Raw genomic sequence first — 20,038 nt, forward strand, 5'->3', positions numbered from 1 at the left:
GATTTTAAAGTGGGTTAACAAATAGGCATTAGTCAAACAAAGCGACATTTACCTGCCCCAATTGATGACAAACTTGTAACCATTCTTTTAAAAATTGGTTGGTTTGCTGCTTTTCATCCGGTTGACGCATCGTTTTGTTAGGGTAGTCGTAACGAGGTTGTATATGTTTTATATCTTGACTAGAGATCACTTCTGCCATTTGCGCATCGTGATATAAACGGATAACCATCACAGGTTTAAGAAACTGATCTAAGTGCTGACCTAAAACATTACCGTCTTGGCTCATAGTCACTAATGAGGTATATCGGGTAATTTCATCTATGGTAATTGAGTAAGACAAAAAGTCTGAAATAAAAAAACAACGCCGCTCACCTAGCTGCTCATTATCACTAAGTAACTTAAGTATTAACATATAGTTAACTGAACATAAGTTCATTAATCCGGTTAAGCTTGGTCGATATTTTTTAGTCACTTTACTCATGCAACTTGCCATTTTTCCTGTAATTGACGGTGGTTCATTGCTAGCCATTGTAAACTAATTATCGTTGACGCATTGGTAATTTTTCCTTGAGCAAGTAGCGTAAGTGCTTGCTCACGACTCATAACACTTACCCGAATATCTTCATGCTCTTCAGGCAACCCATAAACACCGCCAGCACCTGTGCTGTCAACTTTGCCCACATAAAGAAAGATACGCTCAGTAGTGCCCCCAGGGCTAGAAAAGTACTCCATAATCGGTTCTACAAATTTTTCTTCTATAACGAGGTTCGCTTCTTCAAGCGCTTCTCTAACCCCTACTTCGACTGGACTCTCGCCTTCGCCAAACATGCCAGCAACACATTCTAATAACCATGGCGATTGATTTTCTCGCAATGCGCCAGGGCGAAATTGCTCTTGCAAAACAACGGTATCGTTAACAGGATCGTAAGGTAAAAGTACAACCGCATCACCACGTTCAAAAATTTCACGGGTGAAGGTTTCGCTCATTTCACCATTAAACAAACGATGCTTAATGGTGTATTCATCAATTTTGAAAAATCCTTGATACTGGGTTTTGATCGCTTCAATGCTTACATCTTGCGCACCGAGCTGATATTCAGTTTTATCTTTACTCTTCATATTTTTACAACTTCATTACACTTATAGATTAATAATAATAATTTGTTACACTAGAACACACAGGTAAACACTTATTTTATACAGCTAACTTATAATACACTGTAAAATATTTAATCAATAAACAATATTGACCATAAAGCAAGTCACACACTTAAGGAATTGCTTCGCGATGAAAAAAACACTAACCGCTCTCATTATCGGTTTTGCTTGTACTGCAAACCTCACCAGTGCTTATGCAGATGATTTATCATCTGTATACCAGCAAGCTAAAACTGCTGACCCAGTTGTACTAAAAGCACAAGCCCAATTTATGGCTTCAGAATCGGGTATTGATATTGCTCGTTCAACATTATTGCCACAAATTAGTGCCAATGCTGGTCTTTCAAAGTCAAGCAGCGACTCAATGTTTACTGATAATGCAGGTAACCGCCTTAAAGTAAATTCAGACGTCGACAATATTAATTACGGCTTAAGCTTAAGTATGCAAGTTTACCATCACGATACTTGGTTAACATTAGCCAACGCTGAAAAAGCGGCTCACCGTAGCGACGTTGCTTACCAAGTTGCTAAACAAGACTTAATTATTCGTGTTACAGAAGCTTACTTTGCCGTACTCAGTGCAAAAGACGATCTTGAATTTTCTACTGCGGAAAAAGTAGCAATTGAACGTCAGTTAGAGCAAACCAAGCAACGCTACGCTGTTGGTTTAACCGCAATTACCGATGTACATGAAGCGCAAGCGCAATATGATACTGCTGTCACTTCAGAAATTAGAGCTGAAAACTCAGTTTACAATGCGGAAGAAGCATTACGTGTTATCACAAACGTATATCCTCGCGACTTAAACGTATTAAATACAGCACGTTTTAGCACGACACTTCCGGTACCAAACAGCGCAAATGAATGGCAACAAAAAGCTGAAGCAAAAAGCCTTGATTTAATCGGTCAAAAAATCAGCATGGATATTGCCAAAGAAAATATCAATATTGCCCGTGCTGGTCACTTACCAACAGTAGATTTAACCAGCTCTTACAGCTCAAGTGAAAATACGATTGATACAGGTATGGTAACGTTTGACGACCCATACTTAGATAACTTTTCTGTTGGTCTTAGCGTAACCGTACCATTATATAACGGTGGCGCAATTACCAGTGCAGTAGAGCAAGCACAAAACAACTATGTTGCCGCTAGCCAAGACTTATCTTTAACTCATCGTGATGTAGTAAGAACTGCACGTAATTCTTATAACAACGTTATTGCCACTATTTCTGGTATTAAAGCCTTAGAGCAATCAGTAGTAAGTGCCGAAGCTGCATTACAAGCAACTGAAGCGGGTTTTGAAGTAGGTACACGTACCATTGTTGATGTATTAGATAGCACACGTAATCTTTACAATGCTAAACGTAACCTAGCATCAACGCGTTATAGCTACATCAGTGGTGTTTTATCGTTAAAACGCGCTGCCGGTACTATTAGCGAGCAAGATATTGAAGACATTAACCAAGGGTTAATTCCTTCAAACTAATCAAAACAGTTTTGATAACTAAAAAACCGCTCTAGTTGAGCGGTTTTTTTATGGGTCTCAAATAATCATTAATATCACTACTGAAGACTTTTAAAAAACGCTAATAAGGCGGCAGATTCACGCTTTACCGTATAATGCGCTAATACACGTTCACGACCATTTTTCCCCATTAGGGCAAGTTTTTCAGGATCGCTTAGTAGAGTATTAAGTTTTTCGGTCACTTGTGCTTGGTCTTCAACCGGCACAACATAACCGTCAATGTCATCACGGATAATTTCAGGCCAAGCACCAGCTTGTGTTGCCAATACCGCAGCTTCACAGCTCATCGCTTCAGGAATTGTTAAACCAAAACCTTCATTGTCACTTAGCGCCGCTGCCAGTGAAAGTGCTGAGAAAATTTTAGGAATTTGCTCAAACGGCAACTCACCAGTAAAAATAATGCGATCGGTTAAATTTGCTTGCGCCACTTTTTCTTTCAGTTGATTAACAAACTCTTCATTGCCCGATGATATTGAACCGACCACAACCGCGGTAAAGTCTGGGTGTTTTTGCAATGCATCAATACAGGCGTTAACAAATAAATGTACGCCTTTTTGCTTTCTTACGCGCCCTAAAATACCAATGCCGTATTTGCCAGAATAACCAAGCGATTGCCATGCTTTAGCTTTATCTTCTGCCGGCAAATATTGTTCGCTATTAATGCCATGATAAATAATCGCATCAGGCTTATCCGCGAGATAACTTGCCGATGCTTTACACATTGCTAATACCGCATCCATTTTGCGCGTTAACCAAATGGTTGATTTTGAACGAGGGCGCTGGGCAGCAGAGCTAAAGACAATTTTAAATTTAGCGCCAAAAACGTGTTTAAGAATCAGCGCTTGGATCATTTCATCAACACGGCGCGCATGAAAAATACGTGACTTACCACTTTTAAGCGGCGTGCGACACATTTTCGCTACCTGCCAAAAACTGATAGCCAAATCTGGATCGGTTAAATGATGCGGCCCCATAATTCGAAGATTAACTAAGGTTTTTAAATGCGACGTTACTTGCAACATGGTTGAAGTAACACCGGAAAAATTCGAATTTGAATTACCAACAATAAGCTCTATTTCTTGCTGGTCGTTTTCCACATTAGGGGACGCTGTCATTTAACTACTTCCTATCAATTTTATCGCGTGCAGCATAAAGCGCTTTCAATGCAAAGTCTATGTTAAGCGCTGTTCTTAGGGTAATTATCTGCGTTAGTTACGTGGTTTTAAAGTATTAAATACACCACAATTACAACTCAACGCGAAAAGAATACCAAAGTATCGAAATATCTACTTTCATCCAGTCATCGATAGTAGATATAATAGCCCTAGCCTACCATTTTCAAATAAAGAACTTTCTGTGAGTAGAAATAAAGTATTACAACCTGATTTTAAAGCCTCGTTTTTATTACCTAAATATTGGTTTACTTGGATTGCTGTTTTCATTTTATATAGCATTTCTTGGCTACCTTACAAAATGCAACTCGCATTAGGTCGCTTGGTGGGCAGATTGCTTTTCAAAATAGGTTCAAGTCGAAAAAAAGTTGCACAAAAAAATCTTGAGCTGTGCTTTCCAGACATGAGCGAAGCCGAGCGCGCTCGCATTTTAAAAAGAAATTTTGAAAATACCGGCATCGCCCTTTTTGAAACAGGCATGGGGTGGTGGTGGCCAGATTGGCGCGTAAAACGTAAATGTAAAATTATAGGCGTAGAACATATTGAAAAAGCGCAACAAGCTGGCAAAGGCATTTTACTACTTGCAATGCATAACCTCAGCGCCGAAATTAATTGTCGCAGCATAGGCACAGGTCACCCTATGGTAGTGTTTTATCGCCCTCATAATAATCAACTAATGGAATATTTTCAGTTTAGAGGTCGCGGCCGTTCAAACAAGTACATGTTAGGAAAGCGCGATGTTAAAGGTTTAATAAAAGCACTGCGTGATAAAGAAGCCTGTATTTATTTACCTGATCAAGATTACGGTAGAAACCGCAGTGTCTTTGTACCGTTTTTTGACGTAAAAGAAACAGCAACCACAACCGGCACTCTGATTTTTGCCAGTCAAAAAAATGTGCAAACGCATATGTTAGTGCCAACACGTAATGACGACGGTAGCGGTTATACCCTTGAAATTAAACCTATGCTGGAAAACTTCCCAACAGGTGATGACGAAGCTGACGTAACGCGTATTAACCAAGAGCTGGAAAAAGCTATTTTGTTAAAACCAGAGCAATACATGTGGTTACACCGCCGTTTTAAAACTAGACCAAATGAAAGCGATCCCTCTTTGTATAAATAATGACATAAATAATAACGACATAAATAGCCACTATAGTAAACTCCGTATTAAAGAATAAACTCAGCAATAGTAATGGTTTAGCTTTGTCCGCAAAGCTAAACCCTATTGCCAAGCATATTAAACAATCCCACTTACCTATAGCCATAGATAACACTCACTAAAAGTAGACAATAACGCCTTTGCGACTGCCACGATTTTAACGCAAGGCGCAGAAAATACGTTACATCCATAATTTATTTAAGTATGTTATGCTAATCTTTCAGTAAAGCTTTAGATAATCAGTTAGATATGAATTTTTGGCTACGTAATATTGTTATCGGTGCCGTTTTAATCGGCTTAGTTGCAGCGTTATTATTGAACCAAGAGCTATTGTTGTCTCTTGATCAAGAGCTAATGTCTGAATCAGAACCTGCGCCAGTTAAAGAAGAAACCGTTAAAAAAAATACCATCAATACTCCCCGTAATGTTCGAAGCTCGAACGCAGCGGCAGAAGGTTTGTCTAACTTTTATGCTAGTTTACAGGGTGACATTGACGAAGGCGGCTTAAAAATTCGCAACAATGTTGTGTTCTTGCCTGATCCTAAAGGCGATTTAATTGACCTGCTTGAAGCACGACGACTGGTCAATAGACCTCTGCGTAAACGCTGGCAAGGTCCGAAACGATCTCTGCCGTTTAGAAAAGGCGAAACCTTGTTTCAAAAGTTATCACAATATGCGGAAGAGGATAAACTCGCGGTAATCTGGTGGTTAAATCGAGATTATTTAGTTAAAGATGCTTTTCGTATTGAAGCTGATATTGTCCGTACTTCTTTTCAAATCGGCCAAGCGGTTGCTGGACACTTTGACCACGGACTTTCCACTTATTTTTGCTACCAGCAACGTGCGCTGGTATTAATTGAAAATGAAAAACACTTAAGGGCATTCGACTACCTCAACGAAGAATGCTCACTGCTTAAGTCAAAGTCGTCTAATTACTAACTTTTCAATTCAAAAAAAAGCCGCCTCATAGATTGTTTCTATTTGGCGGCTTTATTGTTTAGCTATATTGTTTAGCTATATCGTTTAGCTGCACTGCTTAGCGATAGTGTTTAGCGTTTCGCTATTCAAATGAGCTAGCTTTTTAAAAACTTTTGATAAATTTCACTGATTTTTTGTGAGCATTGTTCAAACTCTTCGGTACTGATGTTATTTTTTTCATTTTGTAGCGCTGCTCGATGACCACGATCTCTTAGCTGGCAATAGCTATCGATAAGAGTATTTTTTTCATCCTCACTTATCACACCATATTCAGATAAACGCTCAAAAATTCTAATATTGTCAGAGTACTGCGCAATTTTGGGGTGCTGGGCACTGTGCAATAACACTAAATATTGCGCTAAAAACTCAATATCAACTAAGCCACCAGCACCTTGTTTAATATCTGCTTGTTGCTGGTCACTTTTGTCTAAATGATCACGCATTTTTTCACGCATCTCTACCACGTCAGTCAGTAGTTTTTCAGGATCTCGTTTGAGGGTAAGTATTTGCTGGCGAATTTTCTCAAAGGCTTGCTGCAAAGCGGGTTCAGCCAATACTGCGCGAGCACGAACTAATGCTTGATGCTCCCAAGTCCATGCTTCATGATTCAAATAGTGATCAAAGGTATCAACATGCACCACCAATACACCAGAATTACCTGAAGGACGAAGGCGTAAATCAAGTTCATACAGCATGCCACTGGACATACGCGTATTAAAAATATGCATGATCCGCTGTGCTAATTTTGAATAAAACTGCCCCGCAGGTACTTCACGGTCGCCGTCAGTTGTATCATTTGTCGGGCTGTTATGAATAAAGACTAAATCAAGATCTGAGCTGTAGCCTAATTCCGTGCCACCCACTTTTCCGTAGCCAACTACACCAAAGCCTTTACCTATTTGCCCTTGTGACGACTTAGGCACGCCAAAACGTATCGACACTTGTTGCCAGGCAATACTCACCACTTCCGCAATAATTGCTTCTGCTAAAGCTGTTAAATGATCACTGACTTTGGTGATCGGCAAGACACCAGCAACATCAGCGGCAGCAATGCGAAGTTGTTGCGCCTGCTTAAATTGGCGCAAGTGATTCATTTGCGCTTCTAAGTCATCTTCCGGCACACGCAACATGCTTTCACGTAAATAGGCCTGGTAAGAGCTTAGTGCTGGCGGATTATGTAATAATTTAGGGTCGATAAGCTCATCAAGCAAAATCGGAAATTTGGCAATATATTCGGTGATCCAATAGCTTGCGCGGCACAATTTCACTAAATGTTTTAATGCACCAACATTTTCATACAGCAACTCAAGGTAAGCTGTTCGGGTAATTATTTTACTAAAGACCATTAATACCCGACTCAAGGTTTGATCGTCTGCCTGCTCTTGCTGCAATTGCCACAATAACAGCGGAATAAGCTTTTCTAGTACCTGTTGACCGCGATTTCCCATGCTGCGCTTGGAAATATCAGCGCGAAAATTCTTCACTTCTTGCCAAACTTTATCCGCTTGCCAAAAGTGACAACCTTGTTTAACCCAGGCAATAGATTCTTCATCGTCCCACTGGCTATGCCAAAGTGTTTGCCAATGTTGATCATGAGCATCGTTATTAGGTGCTTCTTCACCAATTAACAGACCAAATTCACGATGCACCGATTCCATGTGTTGTTCAAGCTGTACTAGAAAGTCATTCCAGCTATTAAAACCCATCACTAAGGTTAACCGAGCTTGATCAATTTCGTTATCTGGTAAGGTTTGCGTTTGTTGATCAGCCAGTGCTTGAATAATATTTTCTGCTCGGCGTAAAAAACGATAAGCCGCTTCCAACACACTAGCACTAGTCTCGCTAACTTCGCCATGCTCAACTAACAAAGGTAATACCGTTAATAAATTTCGCTGCTGAAGTGCGGTTACCCGACCACCACGGATCATTTGAAACACCTGAACGATGAACTCAATTTCTCTAATGCCGCCACCGCCAAGCTTAATATTATTAACTAAATTCTTACGACGCACTTCTTGCGCGATCATCATTTTCATACGGCGCAGGCTGTCAATAACGCTAAAGTCGATATAGCGACGATAAACAAAAGGTTTTAGCAGTGTTTGCAAGCGCTGATGATATGGGCCATCGCCAATTAAACGTGCTTTAAGCATCGCGTAGCGTTCCCAATCGCGCCCTTGTTCTTGGTAGTAATCTTCAAACGCATTAAAGTTCATCACCAATGGACCACTATCGCCAAAAGGTCTTAAGCGCATATCGACGCGATAAACAAAGCCGTCTGCTGTTTGCTGATTAAGGGCATTAATGAGTTTTTGCGCTAAGCGAATAAAAAACTGCTGATTATCAAGAGAGCGTCTTGCGCCGATAGTTTCACCGCTATCTGGGTAAGAAAAAATTAGGTCGATGTCGGATGAAAAGTTAAGCTCTTGACCACCCAATTTGCCCATACCAAACACTAATAAACTTTGTTCAATACCATCTTTATCTACCGGTGTGCCCCACTTACTTTTACAAAATTCGGTTAACCATGCTAATGCTTCAAGAATTAATGCATCAGCTAATTGAGATAAACGCGCTAGCGAAGTATTAAGCGGTTGCTCAAGCACCATATCGGCTACCGCAATGGCGACCATTTGTTGTAATCGAAATCGGCGCAATATGCGATTTAAGGCAAGTTCGTCGTCGCAATGTGACAATTGTTCATTTAATAATTGGGCATAATTAGCCACATCTGTTTGATAAATGCGCTCAGAGGTAAATAGCTCAACCACCAATTCAGGCGCTTGCAAGGCACTGTTTAAGACAAAATCACTTAATGCCAATGCATTTTTAAAGTCCGTTAATTGCGCTTCATTGAGCTTTTCAGGAAAAGTAGGATGTTGGTCAATAAATTTTTGCCAACTAAGCTGTGCTTGCTGTTCAAGCACTGGAGGAAATTGTAACATTTTTTTAGTCATCACCTTACAACCTATTCGCTATACTATTTGCTTCAAACATGGTTAATATCAGGGTAATAAACAATAGACATATTATGTCATTGATGATATTAATAAATGATAACCATAGCATTTTTAGGGAACCTATGGCAGAAATGCAACCAATAAGAATCGCTTTTTTTACACTATTGTTGTTTTTAGTTGGCTGTGGTGATCCAGTCAAAGAGCAGATCCTGCAACAAACACCAATCACTGAGCAAAGAGTACAACAATTAGCAGCATCACTTGAAGCTGATCAAGTACGAAATGCGAGTTTGATCAAACAATATGCAAATAAAGTCGGCGAAATAAAGCCTGAATTACAATCACTCATCGATGAGTTTAAAAAAGATGCTACCCCACAAGGGCCATTATACTTATCGTTAGTTGATCGTTTAAATACGGTAACCACACAACCACAAATGTTTGAAAGTAGCCAAGCCGTATACGATGAGCTACTCAATATTTATCAAGCGGCCGATCCGGTATTATTCTCAGACGCGTTGAGCGATCCACTTAACGTGCTCGCGGATATGTCTGACGGTATGCTGCCACGCGTTAATTCGTTATCAAAATCTCAAAGTCAGCAAGCGAATAACGCGCAAGACTTTGGCACTGGTGAACAATTAATTGGTAACCCAAGTTACGGCCAATGGCAAACTGGCAGCAATGGCATGTCGTTTTGGGCCTGGTATGGCATGTACTCTATGATGGGTGACTTGTTTGGCTCAAGACGCACTTATTACGGTGATTGGAGTCAGCGCAGAAATTATAGTTATTATAATGACTATGGTCGCACTCGTTATAGCTCGCCAAGTCAGCTTAAAAAACAAACGCAACTTGATACCCGAACTAAAAAATCGTTTGCAAGCCGAGGGCAGAAATTTCAAAGTCCCTACAGCAAAAACAGAGCTGGTGGCTCTAGCTTGTCAGGCAAAAGTAAATCAGCACAAACCAGTGCTAACCGTTTTCGTAGCAATACCGTGAAAAAAAGTAATTTCGCGAGTAAATCAACTTATTCAAAAAACGCCAGTTTTAGAAATAGCAGTAGCAATACTTCACGCGGCTTTAGACGTGGGAAATAGGACATAATATGAATACATTTATTGAAATTACCGCCCTGAATCAAGAATTATTGATCATCTTAGCCATAGATATTGCCGTTGCTATTTTTCTGCTTGGCACCATGCGTTTTGTCTCTGGACTTTCTTCAAAAGTGAATACTACGGATGAGCTAGCAAAAGAAGATAACTTTGCTTTTGGCATAAGTGTCGCAGGTAGTATTGCCGCACTGGGCATTGTGCTTACTGGCGCAATTACTGGTGAAGCAGCCGACAGTTATTTAGTTGAATTTATTGGCATGCTGACCTATGGCGTTTTTGGTTTAGTGCTAATTAAAGTGGGTCGCGTTATTCACGACCGCTTTGCCCTTAACCAATTAAACAAAACCGAAGAAATTATCAACCGTAACCTGACTGTTGGTTTGGTCGATGCTGCCGGCGCGATTGCCACCGCAATTGTTATTCGCGCAGTATTACTTTGGGTTGACGGCTTAAGTGTTGGCACCTTTTTAGCCATAGGTAGTGGCTTTTTAGTTGCACAGACCATGCTGGTTTTGATCACCCGTTTTAAAGAGCGCCAATACAAGAAAAATAATCAAGACGACTGTATGCAAGAAGCCTTCACCAAAGGACAAATTGCGCTCGCTATTCGTTATGCCGGACAAGTCATCAGCACCGCATTAGCGGTAACAGCGGCGAGTCATTTCTTAATTTATAGTCCAGAAACCTTAGTGAATAATTTATTAGGCTGGTTGGTTATCGGCATTGTGATGACAGTACTGGTGACTATATTAACCACCATTGCAAAACGTATTATTCTTTGGGGTATTAATTTAGTTGAAGAAGTCGATCAGCAACACAATATCGGCGTGGCCAGCATTGAAATGGCGGTCAGTATTTCAATTGCGTTAATGTTAAGCGCATTAATGGCATAATCTGGTAACGGCTTAAGACAGTTACCACCTCGTTAATTTCTAGGTGGTTTTATTGCTATCAATGTTGAGTGAACTTATGTCTGCACTTAGGGTGTTAGTCGATAAGTTACTCAACTTTTTTCTTTTCTATCGATGATAATTTATTTGTGATTAATCAAGCTCAACCATCTAGCCCAACATCCAAGTTTTGGGACGACGTATTGCTTATTTTAACCATGGCAGTATTGGCTGGCTGTGGGCTTATTTATGAATATTTGCTATCGCATTATGCTGGCCGCGTGCTCGGGGTCATGGAAAGCACCATATATGCCATGATAGGCTTGATGATAGTCGCCATGGGCTTAGGCGCATTTGCTGCGCGAAAAATTAAATGCGCCTTCAATGGCTTTGTTTGGTTAGAGCTAATAATTGCCCTGCTCGGCACATCGGCGATTTTAATTATCGGCGCTTTAATTGCTGTTACTCAATTATTGCCACAACTGGTAGCAGATACTTTTGCCATTCCACCAGATGCCTTACCTCGAGGCGGCTTATTCAAACAACTGAGTTTTCTTGCTTTTAATAGCCCTTACTTTTTTGGTTTATTACTCGGTTTTTTCATTGGTATGGAAATTCCATTAATTGCCCAAATTCGAGAACATATTCACCAAAAACACTTACAGCATAACTTAGGGACTATTTATGGTGCTGACTATATTGGCGCAGGCATAGGCGCGGCAATTTGGGTGATATTTTTACTCGCAATTGATATTAGTAAAGCCAGCGCGCTAACCGCCGCATTAAATTTAATTGCTGGCACTGTATTTATCAGCCGCTATTGGCACAAGCTGCGCTGGTTAAAAACCTTAATAGGATTACACATTCTACTCGCGGTACTTATCGTATTAACTTTCAACTACGGTAATGCTTGGCTCAATCAAATGAGCAACCTTTTGTATATCGACAAAGTCGTTTATAGCGATAAAACCCGTTATCAACAACTAACTTTCACTGAACGTTCAATGGGCTTAAATAGCGACAATACCATTAACTTTTACTTAAATGGTCGATTGCAATTTTCCTCATCTGACGAACATATTTATCACAGCTACCTCGTTTACCCAGTACTACTTGGTTCAGCCCGACACGACAATATTTTGATCATCGGTGGCGGCGACGGATTAGCACTAAGAGATGTATTAGCTTGGTCGCCTAAGAAAGTAACCTTGATTGATTTAGACAAAGAACTACTGGATATATTTAAAACGCCAGGTCAATATTTACCGAGTGCATTAGCCAATAGTATTCGTGATTTAAACCAGCAAAGCTTGCAAGATCCACGCGTCAATATTGTAGCTGCTGACGCCTTTATCGCGATAGACGAGCTATTAAAATCACAGCAAAGTTATGACGCCATCATTGTCGATTTACCAGATCCAAGTCATCCCGATTTGAATAAACTGTATTCCGTTAATTTCTATGCTCGTTTGAAACAGCTGTTATCGGGTGACGGTTTAATGGCGATACAATCAACCAGCCCTTATCATGCTAAAGACTCTTTTATTGCCATTGGCAATACCGCAGAAGCTGCCGGGTTTAATCACGTGCAGCAATATCACGATAACGTGCCTAGCTTTGGTGAATGGGGCTGGACAATTGCGTCAAAAGAAGGACGTAGCCCATTTGAGCGAATTTCCGCTTATCAAGAATTACCCGTTGCACATCATTGGCTAACCAAAAACTTGCTCAAAAATGCTTTTTATTTTCCAAACAATTTTTACCAAGACAAAGCCGAGATTGGCATAAATTACCTAGGCAGTCATAAATTGTATCAATTACATCAAAAGGCATGGCAAGAACAGCAAAGCGCAACTAAATTTGATTAATTGATACGGCAAACGGCGGCAACATGTAAAAAAGAACAGGTAAATGAATTGCCTAATAACATTCTGTAACAGGCAATTTTAAAAAAAATCACTTTTGGCTATTGACATATTATGTCTTAATGCTAAATTAACCCCATCGACATAATATGTCGAAAGCAAAAGCACGGAATTATTGAGTTGTTTTTTGCTACTTATTAATATGAGGATACAAATGAACATTCATAAGATAGCTAACCACTTAAATACGCTAGCAGATAACTCAGAAACAGGTATGGTTTTTGACTGCCAACCAATTTCAGGTGAAGTTGATGTATTGCAAATTAGTGTGGTAGATCGCGAAGAATTGCCTATTTTTGTTTCTGTTACAGATGACCAAATTCTTTGCATTACTTACCTTTGGGGCCAAGAAGAAGTTAAGCCTGAAAGTATCCCTAGCATGCACGAAAGCATGTTAGAAATGAACATTCCAATGCCGTTATCATCATTTGCAAAAATCGGTGATAAGTATGTAATTTTTGGCGCATTGTCCATTAATTCAACCTTCGATGATATTGAGCATGAACTCGCCGTGCTTAGCAATAATGCCATAGAAATCATCGATGATATGAGCGACTTTTTAATTTAATCACCTGCTATTTGGAGTAAGAAACATGAGTATATTTAAAAAAATTATGACCGCTATTCGCGGTGGCGCAACAGAAGTAGGTGAAGCTATTGTTGACTCTAACGCGACACGTATTTTTGAACAGGAAATTCGCGACGCAGAAAATCACCTAACCAAAGCCAAGCGCGACTTAACCGGCGTAATGGCACAGCAAATGGCAGCAAGCCGTGAAGTTGACCGCCTAAAACGCGAAGCCGTTGAACACGAAGGTTATGCCGTTCAAGCCTTAGAAAAAGGCGACGAAGCGCTAGCATTAGCTGTTGCTGAAAAAATTGCTAATTTAGAGTCTGAACTTGCCACACAGCAGCAAGCATTAGATAGCTTCGAAGGCAATGCTAATCGCTTAAAAGAATTAGTGAAGAAAAGTGAGCGTCAAGTTGCAGAATACAAGCGCCAACTTTCAATGGTGAAAACCACTGAAAGTGTGCAAAAAGCAACATCTGCGATCACCGATAACTTTTCATCAAGCAACTCTAAACTGTTAAATGCTAAAGACTCGCTTGAGCGTATTAAAGCAAAACAGCAAAAATTTGATGACCAAATGAAAGCGGCAGAAGTATTAGAGTCTGAAGATTCTGACAACTCACTAGAAGCTAAGTTAAAAGAAGCGGGTATTGGTGGCACAGACAACAGCGCAAACTCAGTTTTAGAGCGCTTAAAAGCCAAACAAAAGTAACACTTGCCTATCCCAACTAGGCTTTTGCTCAGCATGTTTTTCATGCTGAGCCTTTTTTATGAGTACGCTTATGAGTTTTTTTAAGAAAGTTTTTAACAAAGAACAACCGCAACGTAAATTAACATCAGCAAATGAGTTAAAGGCTGGCGATATTATTGTATTAACCGACAGCTTTGCCCTACCTGAAAACTTACGTAATCAACAATTTCATATCAAAGCGGTAAATACATATGAGTTTGAGTACGACAAGCAAACTGAATGGGCGCTTGAGTCAAACAGCAATATTGAATTATTTTTATCGCTTGATGTTGATGATAAAACCTACTTAAAATTTTCCCTCAAAATTAATCATAGCGACGTTGAAAGTTTGTTTAATTTAGACAGCTTTGCACAAGTATTTGACGAACCCGGCGACGCCTTTTTAGAAAAGCAACAAGATACAAATTTAACCAACGGTTGGACAAGCGAGCAATATCAACAAAACGTGTTTGCCAAAGTAGGTTACTTTCATCGCAAAGACCATCGCAGCGAAAATATTTCAGTTTACCAAGGTCAAGATGCAGGCGAGCAATTTGAACTGTATCAACTCCTTGATCAAGACCAAGCACGTGGCATCGACGTAGAAGTATGGCAAGATGGCGATACCGATGTATTTTTAACATTTTACCGTCCGTTAACCGATATTGTTGATATGTTTCCAGGGAGCTAATTAATGAGTCGAAAAATACCTGAAAAATGGCAATCATCAGTCAAAGCCGTTAAAGCCGTGCAAGTGGCTTTTGATATGGATGAAAAAATTCAACTGGCGATCCGCAAAGAAGCCCTAGAAGCCGGCTTTAGCCCGTCGGAACAAATACGTACTATATTAGGCTTACCCACCAGTAAGCGTCCAAAGCGCCCACGTTTAACGGTAAGTTTGTCACCGGACGACTACGCCTTATTAGCTGATAAATATGACCTTACCCCCGATCAACAACTTGAAATAAAAAAAAGATTGATGGATGATCTGGTAAAGCATATTGTAGAAAAATAATCACCACCTCTAACGTATAAGTGCACATGAAAGATAAATTCAAAATGTATAACGTCGACCAATACGGCGTTAGAAATTATAACTCGTTATATTTACTGTTAATGACAGTGTTTGTTTTATACGGCATTATCGCCATTTTATCTTTCCCGCTTTATCAATTAGAACTTAGCGATCCAAACAGTAATATTCACACCTATAAAGATGCATTCTGGACACTGCAAATGAGCGCCAGCACGATAGGTTTTGGTGACTTCTACCCGGTAACCTTTATGGGACGAATTATCGTTGCGGCGATGTTTTATATTGGCGTTGGCTTAGTTGGCTTTATTGGCGCACAGTTCGTTAATAAATTTGTCAGCTTTTCAGATACCAATGTAAAGAACCGAGAAATTCGCAAACAAAATGAATTGATCATTGCGCAAAACAAAGCCCTTGAAGAAAAGCTCGAAGCGCTCTTAAAAAAGTCGCAATGATCACAGAATAACCTGGCCCAATAACTACAAGCTTACCTATAGTTTTCAAACTGTAAGCTTGTTTTAGCAATAGCAAACTCCCCCTGAACTGCCCTTCTTGTTACTATCCTTTTCATCCTGACGTATTTCCACTTAAAATTAATTATTAGTAATCAATGAATTAACGAAAACCAAACCTCGTTGCTTGCAATAAAAACCACTTTAACAAGTTATTAACAACCGCTTGCTAACCCTCTGATAAAAATGATTTTATTCTTCTGGAATAATCCACAAAATTTATGTCATACTACTTAGGCATGAAACTATAAAATGATACTGGGAAATTATTATGTTACTTAAAAAAATTGCGTTAGTTGGCTTTGCTGTTGCATTAACAGGTTGTGCAAATACTGAAGGTTTAGAGCAACAAGTTACTAGCTTAAACCAAACTGTGAATAAACTGTCTTCTAAAGTAGATAGCCTTTCAAGCGAAGTTTCAGAGTTAAAATCAGCATCGAAAGCTGCTGCTTCATCTTCTGAAGAAGCACTAAGCACAGCTAAAGAAGCTAACGAGCGTGTTAGCAATTTTGTTGCTTCGTACACTAAATAAAAATTTTGCATACAGCAAACAAATAAAAAGCACTTACCTAGGTAAGTGCTTTTTTTATAGTTGATGCATTAACGAGCTTTGTTCAACGCCTTAAAAAGACAGTTCAGTCACTAACCCCGTTTTTTGTGCTAGTGCGCTATTTGCTTGGCTTAGTTGCTCTTGCGAGTCACCAACAAACTTCTGCACCGCTTTAGGTAAGTCAAGTTGCTGTGCATGCTTATCATCTTCATCTGGTGATAATGGCTGATGAATTTCAATTAACCGCGTATTTAGCTCGTATGACATTTTAATCGGTTGATTGATAATGCGTATCGACGTATCAAGTGCAATATTGTCATAAAGCCATTTAATGTCGTCGTCATACATGCGAATACAGCCTGAACTTGCCCGCATGCCAATGCCAAATCGTTGATTACTGCCATGAAGTAAATATTCGCTACGCCCAATTCTCAGTGCATATTTACCAAAAGGATTATCAGGGCCTGGCGGAAATTCTTTTGCCATTTCTTTACCATGCTCTTCAAAGTATCGGGCTTGCATTTCTTTCGTCGGTCGCCAAATAGGATCTTTTCGTTTTTCGCTGATATAACTAATGGTTTGCGGAGTCGATAAACCTTGTCGGCCTATACCAATAGGAAAAACATGTACGCGCTGTGCATCGCCAAAATAATACAAACGCAGTTCAGCAAGGTTAACCACTAAGCCTTCTTTTTTAATAAACGGCAGTAGCATTTTTTTAGGAATAACAATAGCTGTGCCAACAGCAGGCAGAAATGGATCGATATCAGGGTTTGCCGCCATTAGCGCTAAAAAGCCAACATTGTATTGTTCAGCTAGCGCTTGGAAATAGTCGCCCTTTTTAGCGATATGAACAATATCTTCACCAATAACACGAGAGTTTTCTTTTGGTAAGTCATAAACAGTTGCTAGTGACACAATAGAAAAAAAGCTTAAACTTACAATTAATAATCTAAAAACAGTTATCACAAAATACGCCAATAAGGTTCAATGGAAAGTGCACTTATACGTGAATTATCTAATGCTAACAATAAGCTTTCAACTTTAGTTTGTTGCCAATTGATCAGTTTTTTAGGCGGCTGCTCTAATCGCGATAATTGCGTTTGAATAATCCACAAGGTTTGTAATTCACTTAAACCATGTTTTATGTCTAACCATGGGCTGCGAAAATCAATGCGTGATTGCTTTTCATATAAATGCCCAAACCAACTACCAGTAAGTAAACTGCGAATCACTAATGCTTGCTGGGCAAGGTATTGTTCGCTTGTTAGTGATGGCGCGTTTGAAAACTGCTGAGCAATATTATCAAGCCCTTTATCTAAACACTGCTGCGCAAATGAGACTAACGACTCACTGTCGATTTCTTCCTCTTGTTCAGACAAAGTTAGTAGCAGTTTTAATAAAGAAAGTTGCAGTAGGTTAAATCGCTCGCTATAAATTAGCTCCGTGACTTGCGCGCTATTTGGAAAACGTTTTTGCTCTAATTTAAGCTGACTGAGTAACTGCTCGCTTAACTCGATGCGTTTGCGGTAATTACCTGTTTTATCAATTAACTCTTGAATATAAATCGCATTATCAACCCAGGTAAATAACTTCATAAAATGACTAAGTTCATCGCGTATGCTGGTTGCCTTTTCAGGAAGATGTTCTTTAAACAACCAAAAGCCATGACGAAGTAACGCTAATACTTCTACCGTTTTAGACAAATAGATAAGCGACGGCGATTCAATATACGCATTTAACATGACTTGTAATTGTTGCAAGCCAAAATTTAACCCGGCAACAAAGCCTTTAGCAATAGTTTGCTCGCGCGTTAATGGCACTAATTCAAACGGGGTAATATCAGGCAAATATTGCTGCTTTTTCCACAGCGCATAACCTCGAGCCGCTTTGCTTTTTATGCCTGGGCGAATTGATAAATGTGCAAATAACAAAGTAGCAAGTTCAAATAAATCGCTATGTGACCCAGTAACCAGTTCAAGCTCTACTTCGCACAGAGTTTCCGTGTCACCACTGGCTTTTATTTCCCCTTGGTCGAATGCCATTTCTACAACACTGCCATTAGCAAGCGTGACTAGCCATATTTGGCGAGTAAAGTCGGTACTAAATAATGAAATTAAATTTTGCTGAATGGCGTCTACATCCTGGCTAGTTAGCCAGATATGGTTGGGAAATAAAGATAATTCAGGAAATGTTGATTCTACGTTGATATTAAATTCAGGACGTTGGTGCAAACCACCAATAACTTTGCCTGCGGTTTTTATGGTTTGCTCATGTTTACCGCCAGCGGTTCTAATACGTAAGCCCATATCATGCTGTCTTAGTACTTGGTCTGGCGTATCAAAATAGCAATTAGATAAGGTTTTTTCGCTATGTTCTACGTGGTAATTTTGCTGTGCCAGTAACGAAGAAATAATTTCAGCACAGTTGTCGTTTTGCACCAAGTATTTGAGCTCAATTTCGGTATTCATAGTTGTCCATTCAATTTTCTGTTCAAGTATTAGAGGCTAATCTTTGCTTAAAGTTTCACCGCTTAATACTTTCATGTTAGTACCTTACAAAAGCTCGTTAATCGAAGCAATAATTTTCAATTTCTTTTATATCAATACGCTAGCGATTAACTAGGGGCTGTTGATCTTTCGTGTTTATTTTTGCAGCAGTTTATAGGTATTTAGACAAAACATTGTGATTGCTATGTGGTTATTCCACATGAAAGCGCAATAATGATGGTTAAATGCCTAGAAACGCTGCCCTTGGGGTTCAACTAAACGCTATTTCTTCATCGTTGTTCACAACTTACATGGAACAACCATGCTGTGTTGTTCACGCCTTGAACAAAATGCGTTTACTTTGAACAAAATTTAACCTCGAAAGATCAACAGACCCTAAGGAAGCGAACAATATTCGTACTTAAATATTTCGCCAATGCTAGTTTATCTTGAATGAACAGGTTGTTTTTCGTACTAGATCAACTTTAGTAACCATTCTTAACTTGATATAAACAGGGCAAAGCCCTAATATCTTGTTCTTAATAAGCTTACAGGTTTTTGGTTGTATCAATGAATTTTGTCAAAAGTATTTTATCCCTAGTATTGTTTTCGTTCTCACTTAGCCTTGCTGCACAGGAAGAACCAGCAAATATGGCGACTGGTTTTATTTCAGACGATCTCTTCATTTATATGCATGCTGGTGCAGGTACGAATTACCGCATTTTAGGCACAATTAACGCTGGTACTGAAATTAAAATTACTGGACAAAGCAGCAATGACTACAGTGAAATTGTTGACACGAAAGGCCGTCTTGCTTGGGTAGAGTCAAAATATGTTTCAACAAAGCCTGGCTTAAGAAACGTGATTGCTGAGCTTAATACGCAAATGGCAAGCTCATTAGATGATACTAATCGACTTAATAGCAACTTGTCTGCCAACCAAGAACAAATTGTTGCCCTTAAAAATAGCAATACTGAACTGCAAAATAATTTAGCGGCGCTAAACAATGAACTCATTGAAACTAAAGCTAAATTAAAAGACCAAGATACGAATATTAAAAAAGAGTATTTTTACAATGGCGCTATCGTTTTAAGTATCGGCTTATTATTAGGTATTATTTTACCTCGCCTTGGTGGTCGTAAAAAAGCCAATATGGATAGCTGGAAATAAGCTAACCTTTCGCCTTTCAATAACTTCTATTGCCTTGCTTAACCGAGCAAGGCAACTTCTGCACCTTAGATATCTAATCCCACCGCATCATAAAT

19 protein-coding genes are annotated in these 20,038 nt (G+C 39.4%); 13 read left to right on the forward strand and 6 right to left on the reverse strand.

Annotation, left to right across the window (positions count from 1 at the left end):
• Positions 1-28: 28 nt before the first annotated feature.
• Complete coding sequence (locus ACRRSQ_RS04060) at positions 29-481, reverse strand: DUF1249 domain-containing protein (protein WP_440874424.1); 453 nt, start codon at positions 479-481, stop codon at positions 29-31.
• Entirely contained in the window at positions 478-1,119 is a 642-nt protein-coding gene (nudF, locus tag ACRRSQ_RS04065) for an ADP-ribose diphosphatase (RefSeq protein WP_440874425.1), read from the reverse strand. Before nudF ends, ACRRSQ_RS04060 begins: the two co-directional genes overlap by 4 nt.
• Positions 1,120-1,288: 169 nt before the next feature.
• Between nudF and tolC the strand changes: the two genes are divergently transcribed.
• The gene (gene tolC, locus ACRRSQ_RS04070) at positions 1,289-2,644 is read left to right on the forward strand and encodes an outer membrane channel protein TolC (RefSeq protein ID WP_440874426.1); all 1,356 of its coding nucleotides are present in this window, start codon (positions 1,289-1,291) and stop codon (positions 2,642-2,644) included.
• A gap of 77 nt (positions 2,645-2,721) precedes the next feature.
• Here the strand turns inward: tolC and ACRRSQ_RS04075 are convergent, their stop codons facing one another.
• Complete coding sequence (locus ACRRSQ_RS04075; protein ID WP_440874427.1) at positions 2,722-3,798, reverse strand: glycosyltransferase family 4 protein; 1,077 nt, start codon at positions 3,796-3,798, stop codon at positions 2,722-2,724.
• Between the two features lie 241 nt (positions 3,799-4,039).
• Between ACRRSQ_RS04075 and lpxL the strand changes: the two genes are divergently transcribed.
• Together lpxL and ACRRSQ_RS04085 are read left to right on the forward strand one after the other, a co-directional pair.
• Positions 4,040-4,978 carry an LpxL/LpxP family Kdo(2)-lipid IV(A) lauroyl/palmitoleoyl acyltransferase gene (lpxL, locus tag ACRRSQ_RS04080; protein ID WP_440874428.1) on the forward strand — a complete coding sequence of 313 codons (939 nt, stop codon included), beginning with the start codon at positions 4,040-4,042 and terminating at the stop codon, positions 4,976-4,978.
• A 288-nt stretch (positions 4,979-5,266) separates the two neighbouring features.
• Positions 5,267-5,956 carry a TcpQ domain-containing protein gene (locus tag ACRRSQ_RS04085; protein ID WP_440874429.1) on the forward strand — a complete coding sequence of 230 codons (690 nt, stop codon included), beginning with the start codon at positions 5,267-5,269 and terminating at the stop codon, positions 5,954-5,956.
• Between the two features lie 134 nt (positions 5,957-6,090).
• Here the strand turns inward: ACRRSQ_RS04085 and glnE are convergent, their stop codons facing one another.
• On the reverse strand, positions 6,091-8,940 hold the full coding sequence (gene glnE, locus ACRRSQ_RS04090; protein ID WP_440874430.1) for a bifunctional [glutamate--ammonia ligase]-adenylyl-L-tyrosine phosphorylase/[glutamate--ammonia-ligase] adenylyltransferase: 2,850 nt from the start codon (positions 8,938-8,940) through the stop codon (positions 6,091-6,093).
• Positions 8,941-9,077: 137 nt separating this feature from the next.
• Between glnE and ACRRSQ_RS04095 the strand changes: the two genes are divergently transcribed.
• The 9 genes from ACRRSQ_RS04095 to ACRRSQ_RS04135 all read left to right on the forward strand — a co-directional run bounded on the left by ACRRSQ_RS04095 (position 9,078) and on the right by ACRRSQ_RS04135 (position 16,266).
• Positions 9,078-10,055: a hypothetical protein gene (locus ACRRSQ_RS04095; protein ID WP_440874431.1), complete on the forward strand. Its 978-nt coding sequence runs from the start codon at positions 9,078-9,080 to the stop codon at positions 10,053-10,055.
• Positions 10,056-10,063: 8 nt separating this feature from the next.
• Positions 10,064-10,966, forward strand: coding sequence for a DUF350 domain-containing protein (locus tag ACRRSQ_RS04100; RefSeq protein WP_440874432.1), 903 nt, complete (start codon positions 10,064-10,066; stop codon positions 10,964-10,966).
• A 146-nt stretch (positions 10,967-11,112) separates the two neighbouring features.
• Positions 11,113-12,831, forward strand: a complete 1,719-nt coding sequence (locus tag ACRRSQ_RS04105; RefSeq protein WP_440874433.1) for a polyamine aminopropyltransferase — start codon at positions 11,113-11,115, stop codon at positions 12,829-12,831.
• 211 nt (positions 12,832-13,042) lie between these two features.
• The gene (locus ACRRSQ_RS04110) at positions 13,043-13,456 is read left to right on the forward strand and encodes a YjfI family protein (RefSeq protein WP_440874434.1); all 414 of its coding nucleotides are present in this window, start codon (positions 13,043-13,045) and stop codon (positions 13,454-13,456) included.
• A gap of 25 nt (positions 13,457-13,481) precedes the next feature.
• Positions 13,482-14,171: a PspA/IM30 family protein gene (locus tag ACRRSQ_RS04115; protein ID WP_440874435.1), complete on the forward strand. Its 690-nt coding sequence runs from the start codon at positions 13,482-13,484 to the stop codon at positions 14,169-14,171.
• A 70-nt stretch (positions 14,172-14,241) separates the two neighbouring features.
• Positions 14,242-14,880, forward strand: coding sequence for a hypothetical protein (locus ACRRSQ_RS04120; protein ID WP_440874436.1), 639 nt, complete (start codon positions 14,242-14,244; stop codon positions 14,878-14,880).
• Positions 14,881-14,883: 3 nt separating this feature from the next.
• Entirely contained in the window at positions 14,884-15,204 is a 321-nt protein-coding gene (locus tag ACRRSQ_RS04125) for a hypothetical protein (protein ID WP_440874437.1), read from the forward strand.
• A 26-nt stretch (positions 15,205-15,230) separates the two neighbouring features.
• Entirely contained in the window at positions 15,231-15,677 is a 447-nt protein-coding gene (locus ACRRSQ_RS04130) for an ion channel (protein ID WP_440874438.1), read from the forward strand.
• A gap of 328 nt (positions 15,678-16,005) precedes the next feature.
• Positions 16,006-16,266, forward strand: coding sequence for an Lpp/OprI family alanine-zipper lipoprotein (locus ACRRSQ_RS04135; RefSeq protein ID WP_440874439.1), 261 nt, complete (start codon positions 16,006-16,008; stop codon positions 16,264-16,266).
• 90 nt (positions 16,267-16,356) lie between these two features.
• On the opposite strand, the gene ACRRSQ_RS04140 is transcribed toward ACRRSQ_RS04135, so the two are convergent.
• Both ACRRSQ_RS04140 and ACRRSQ_RS04145 read right to left on the reverse strand, forming a co-directional pair.
• Positions 16,357-17,202 carry a L,D-transpeptidase family protein gene (locus ACRRSQ_RS04140; RefSeq protein ID WP_440874440.1) on the reverse strand — a complete coding sequence of 282 codons (846 nt, stop codon included), beginning with the start codon at positions 17,200-17,202 and terminating at the stop codon, positions 16,357-16,359.
• A gap of 47 nt (positions 17,203-17,249) precedes the next feature.
• Positions 17,250-18,755, reverse strand: coding sequence for a CYTH domain-containing protein (locus tag ACRRSQ_RS04145; RefSeq protein WP_440874441.1), 1,506 nt, complete (start codon positions 18,753-18,755; stop codon positions 17,250-17,252).
• Between the two features lie 588 nt (positions 18,756-19,343).
• Between ACRRSQ_RS04145 and ACRRSQ_RS04150 the strand changes: the two genes are divergently transcribed.
• Positions 19,344-19,943, forward strand: a complete 600-nt coding sequence (locus ACRRSQ_RS04150) for a TIGR04211 family SH3 domain-containing protein (RefSeq protein ID WP_440874442.1) — start codon at positions 19,344-19,346, stop codon at positions 19,941-19,943.
• The last annotated feature ends 95 nt before the right edge of the window (positions 19,944-20,038 follow it).

It is taken from the genome of Thalassotalea sp. PLHSN55 (assembly GCF_052030545.1).
Classification (GTDB): domain Bacteria; phylum Pseudomonadota; class Gammaproteobacteria; order Enterobacterales; family Alteromonadaceae; genus CANMXU01.

Bases quoted from the DNA above. Each gene is read 5' to 3' on its own strand.
- ACRRSQ_RS04125 (WP_440874437.1), top strand. From the start codon at position 14,884: ATGAGTCGAAAAATACCTGAAAAATGGCAATCATCAGTCAAAGCCGTT.
- ACRRSQ_RS04115 (WP_440874435.1), top strand. From the start codon at position 13,482: ATGAGTATATTTAAAAAAATTATGACCGCTATTCGCGGTGGCGCAACA.
- ACRRSQ_RS04130 (WP_440874438.1), top strand. From the start codon at position 15,231: ATGAAAGATAAATTCAAAATGTATAACGTCGACCAATACGGCGTTAGA.
- ACRRSQ_RS04060 (WP_440874424.1), bottom strand. From the start codon at position 481: ATGAGTAAAGTGACTAAAAAATATCGACCAAGCTTAACCGGATTAATG.
- ACRRSQ_RS04150 (WP_440874442.1), top strand. From the start codon at position 19,344: ATGAATTTTGTCAAAAGTATTTTATCCCTAGTATTGTTTTCGTTCTCA.
- ACRRSQ_RS04135 (WP_440874439.1), top strand. From the start codon at position 16,006: ATGTTACTTAAAAAAATTGCGTTAGTTGGCTTTGCTGTTGCATTAACA.
- glnE (WP_440874430.1), bottom strand. From the start codon at position 8,940: ATGTTACAATTTCCTCCAGTGCTTGAACAGCAAGCACAGCTTAGTTGG.
- ACRRSQ_RS04085 (WP_440874429.1), top strand. From the start codon at position 5,267: ATGAATTTTTGGCTACGTAATATTGTTATCGGTGCCGTTTTAATCGGC.
- ACRRSQ_RS04075 (WP_440874427.1), bottom strand. From the start codon at position 3,798: ATGACAGCGTCCCCTAATGTGGAAAACGACCAGCAAGAAATAGAGCTT.
- ACRRSQ_RS04110 (WP_440874434.1), top strand. From the start codon at position 13,043: ATGAACATTCATAAGATAGCTAACCACTTAAATACGCTAGCAGATAAC.
- ACRRSQ_RS04145 (WP_440874441.1), bottom strand. From the start codon at position 18,755: ATGAATACCGAAATTGAGCTCAAATACTTGGTGCAAAACGACAACTGT.
- ACRRSQ_RS04120 (WP_440874436.1), top strand. From the start codon at position 14,242: ATGAGTTTTTTTAAGAAAGTTTTTAACAAAGAACAACCGCAACGTAAA.
- tolC (WP_440874426.1), top strand. From the start codon at position 1,289: ATGAAAAAAACACTAACCGCTCTCATTATCGGTTTTGCTTGTACTGCA.
- ACRRSQ_RS04095 (WP_440874431.1), top strand. From the start codon at position 9,078: ATGGCAGAAATGCAACCAATAAGAATCGCTTTTTTTACACTATTGTTG.
- nudF (WP_440874425.1), bottom strand. From the start codon at position 1,119: ATGAAGAGTAAAGATAAAACTGAATATCAGCTCGGTGCGCAAGATGTA.
- ACRRSQ_RS04100 (WP_440874432.1), top strand. From the start codon at position 10,064: ATGAATACATTTATTGAAATTACCGCCCTGAATCAAGAATTATTGATC.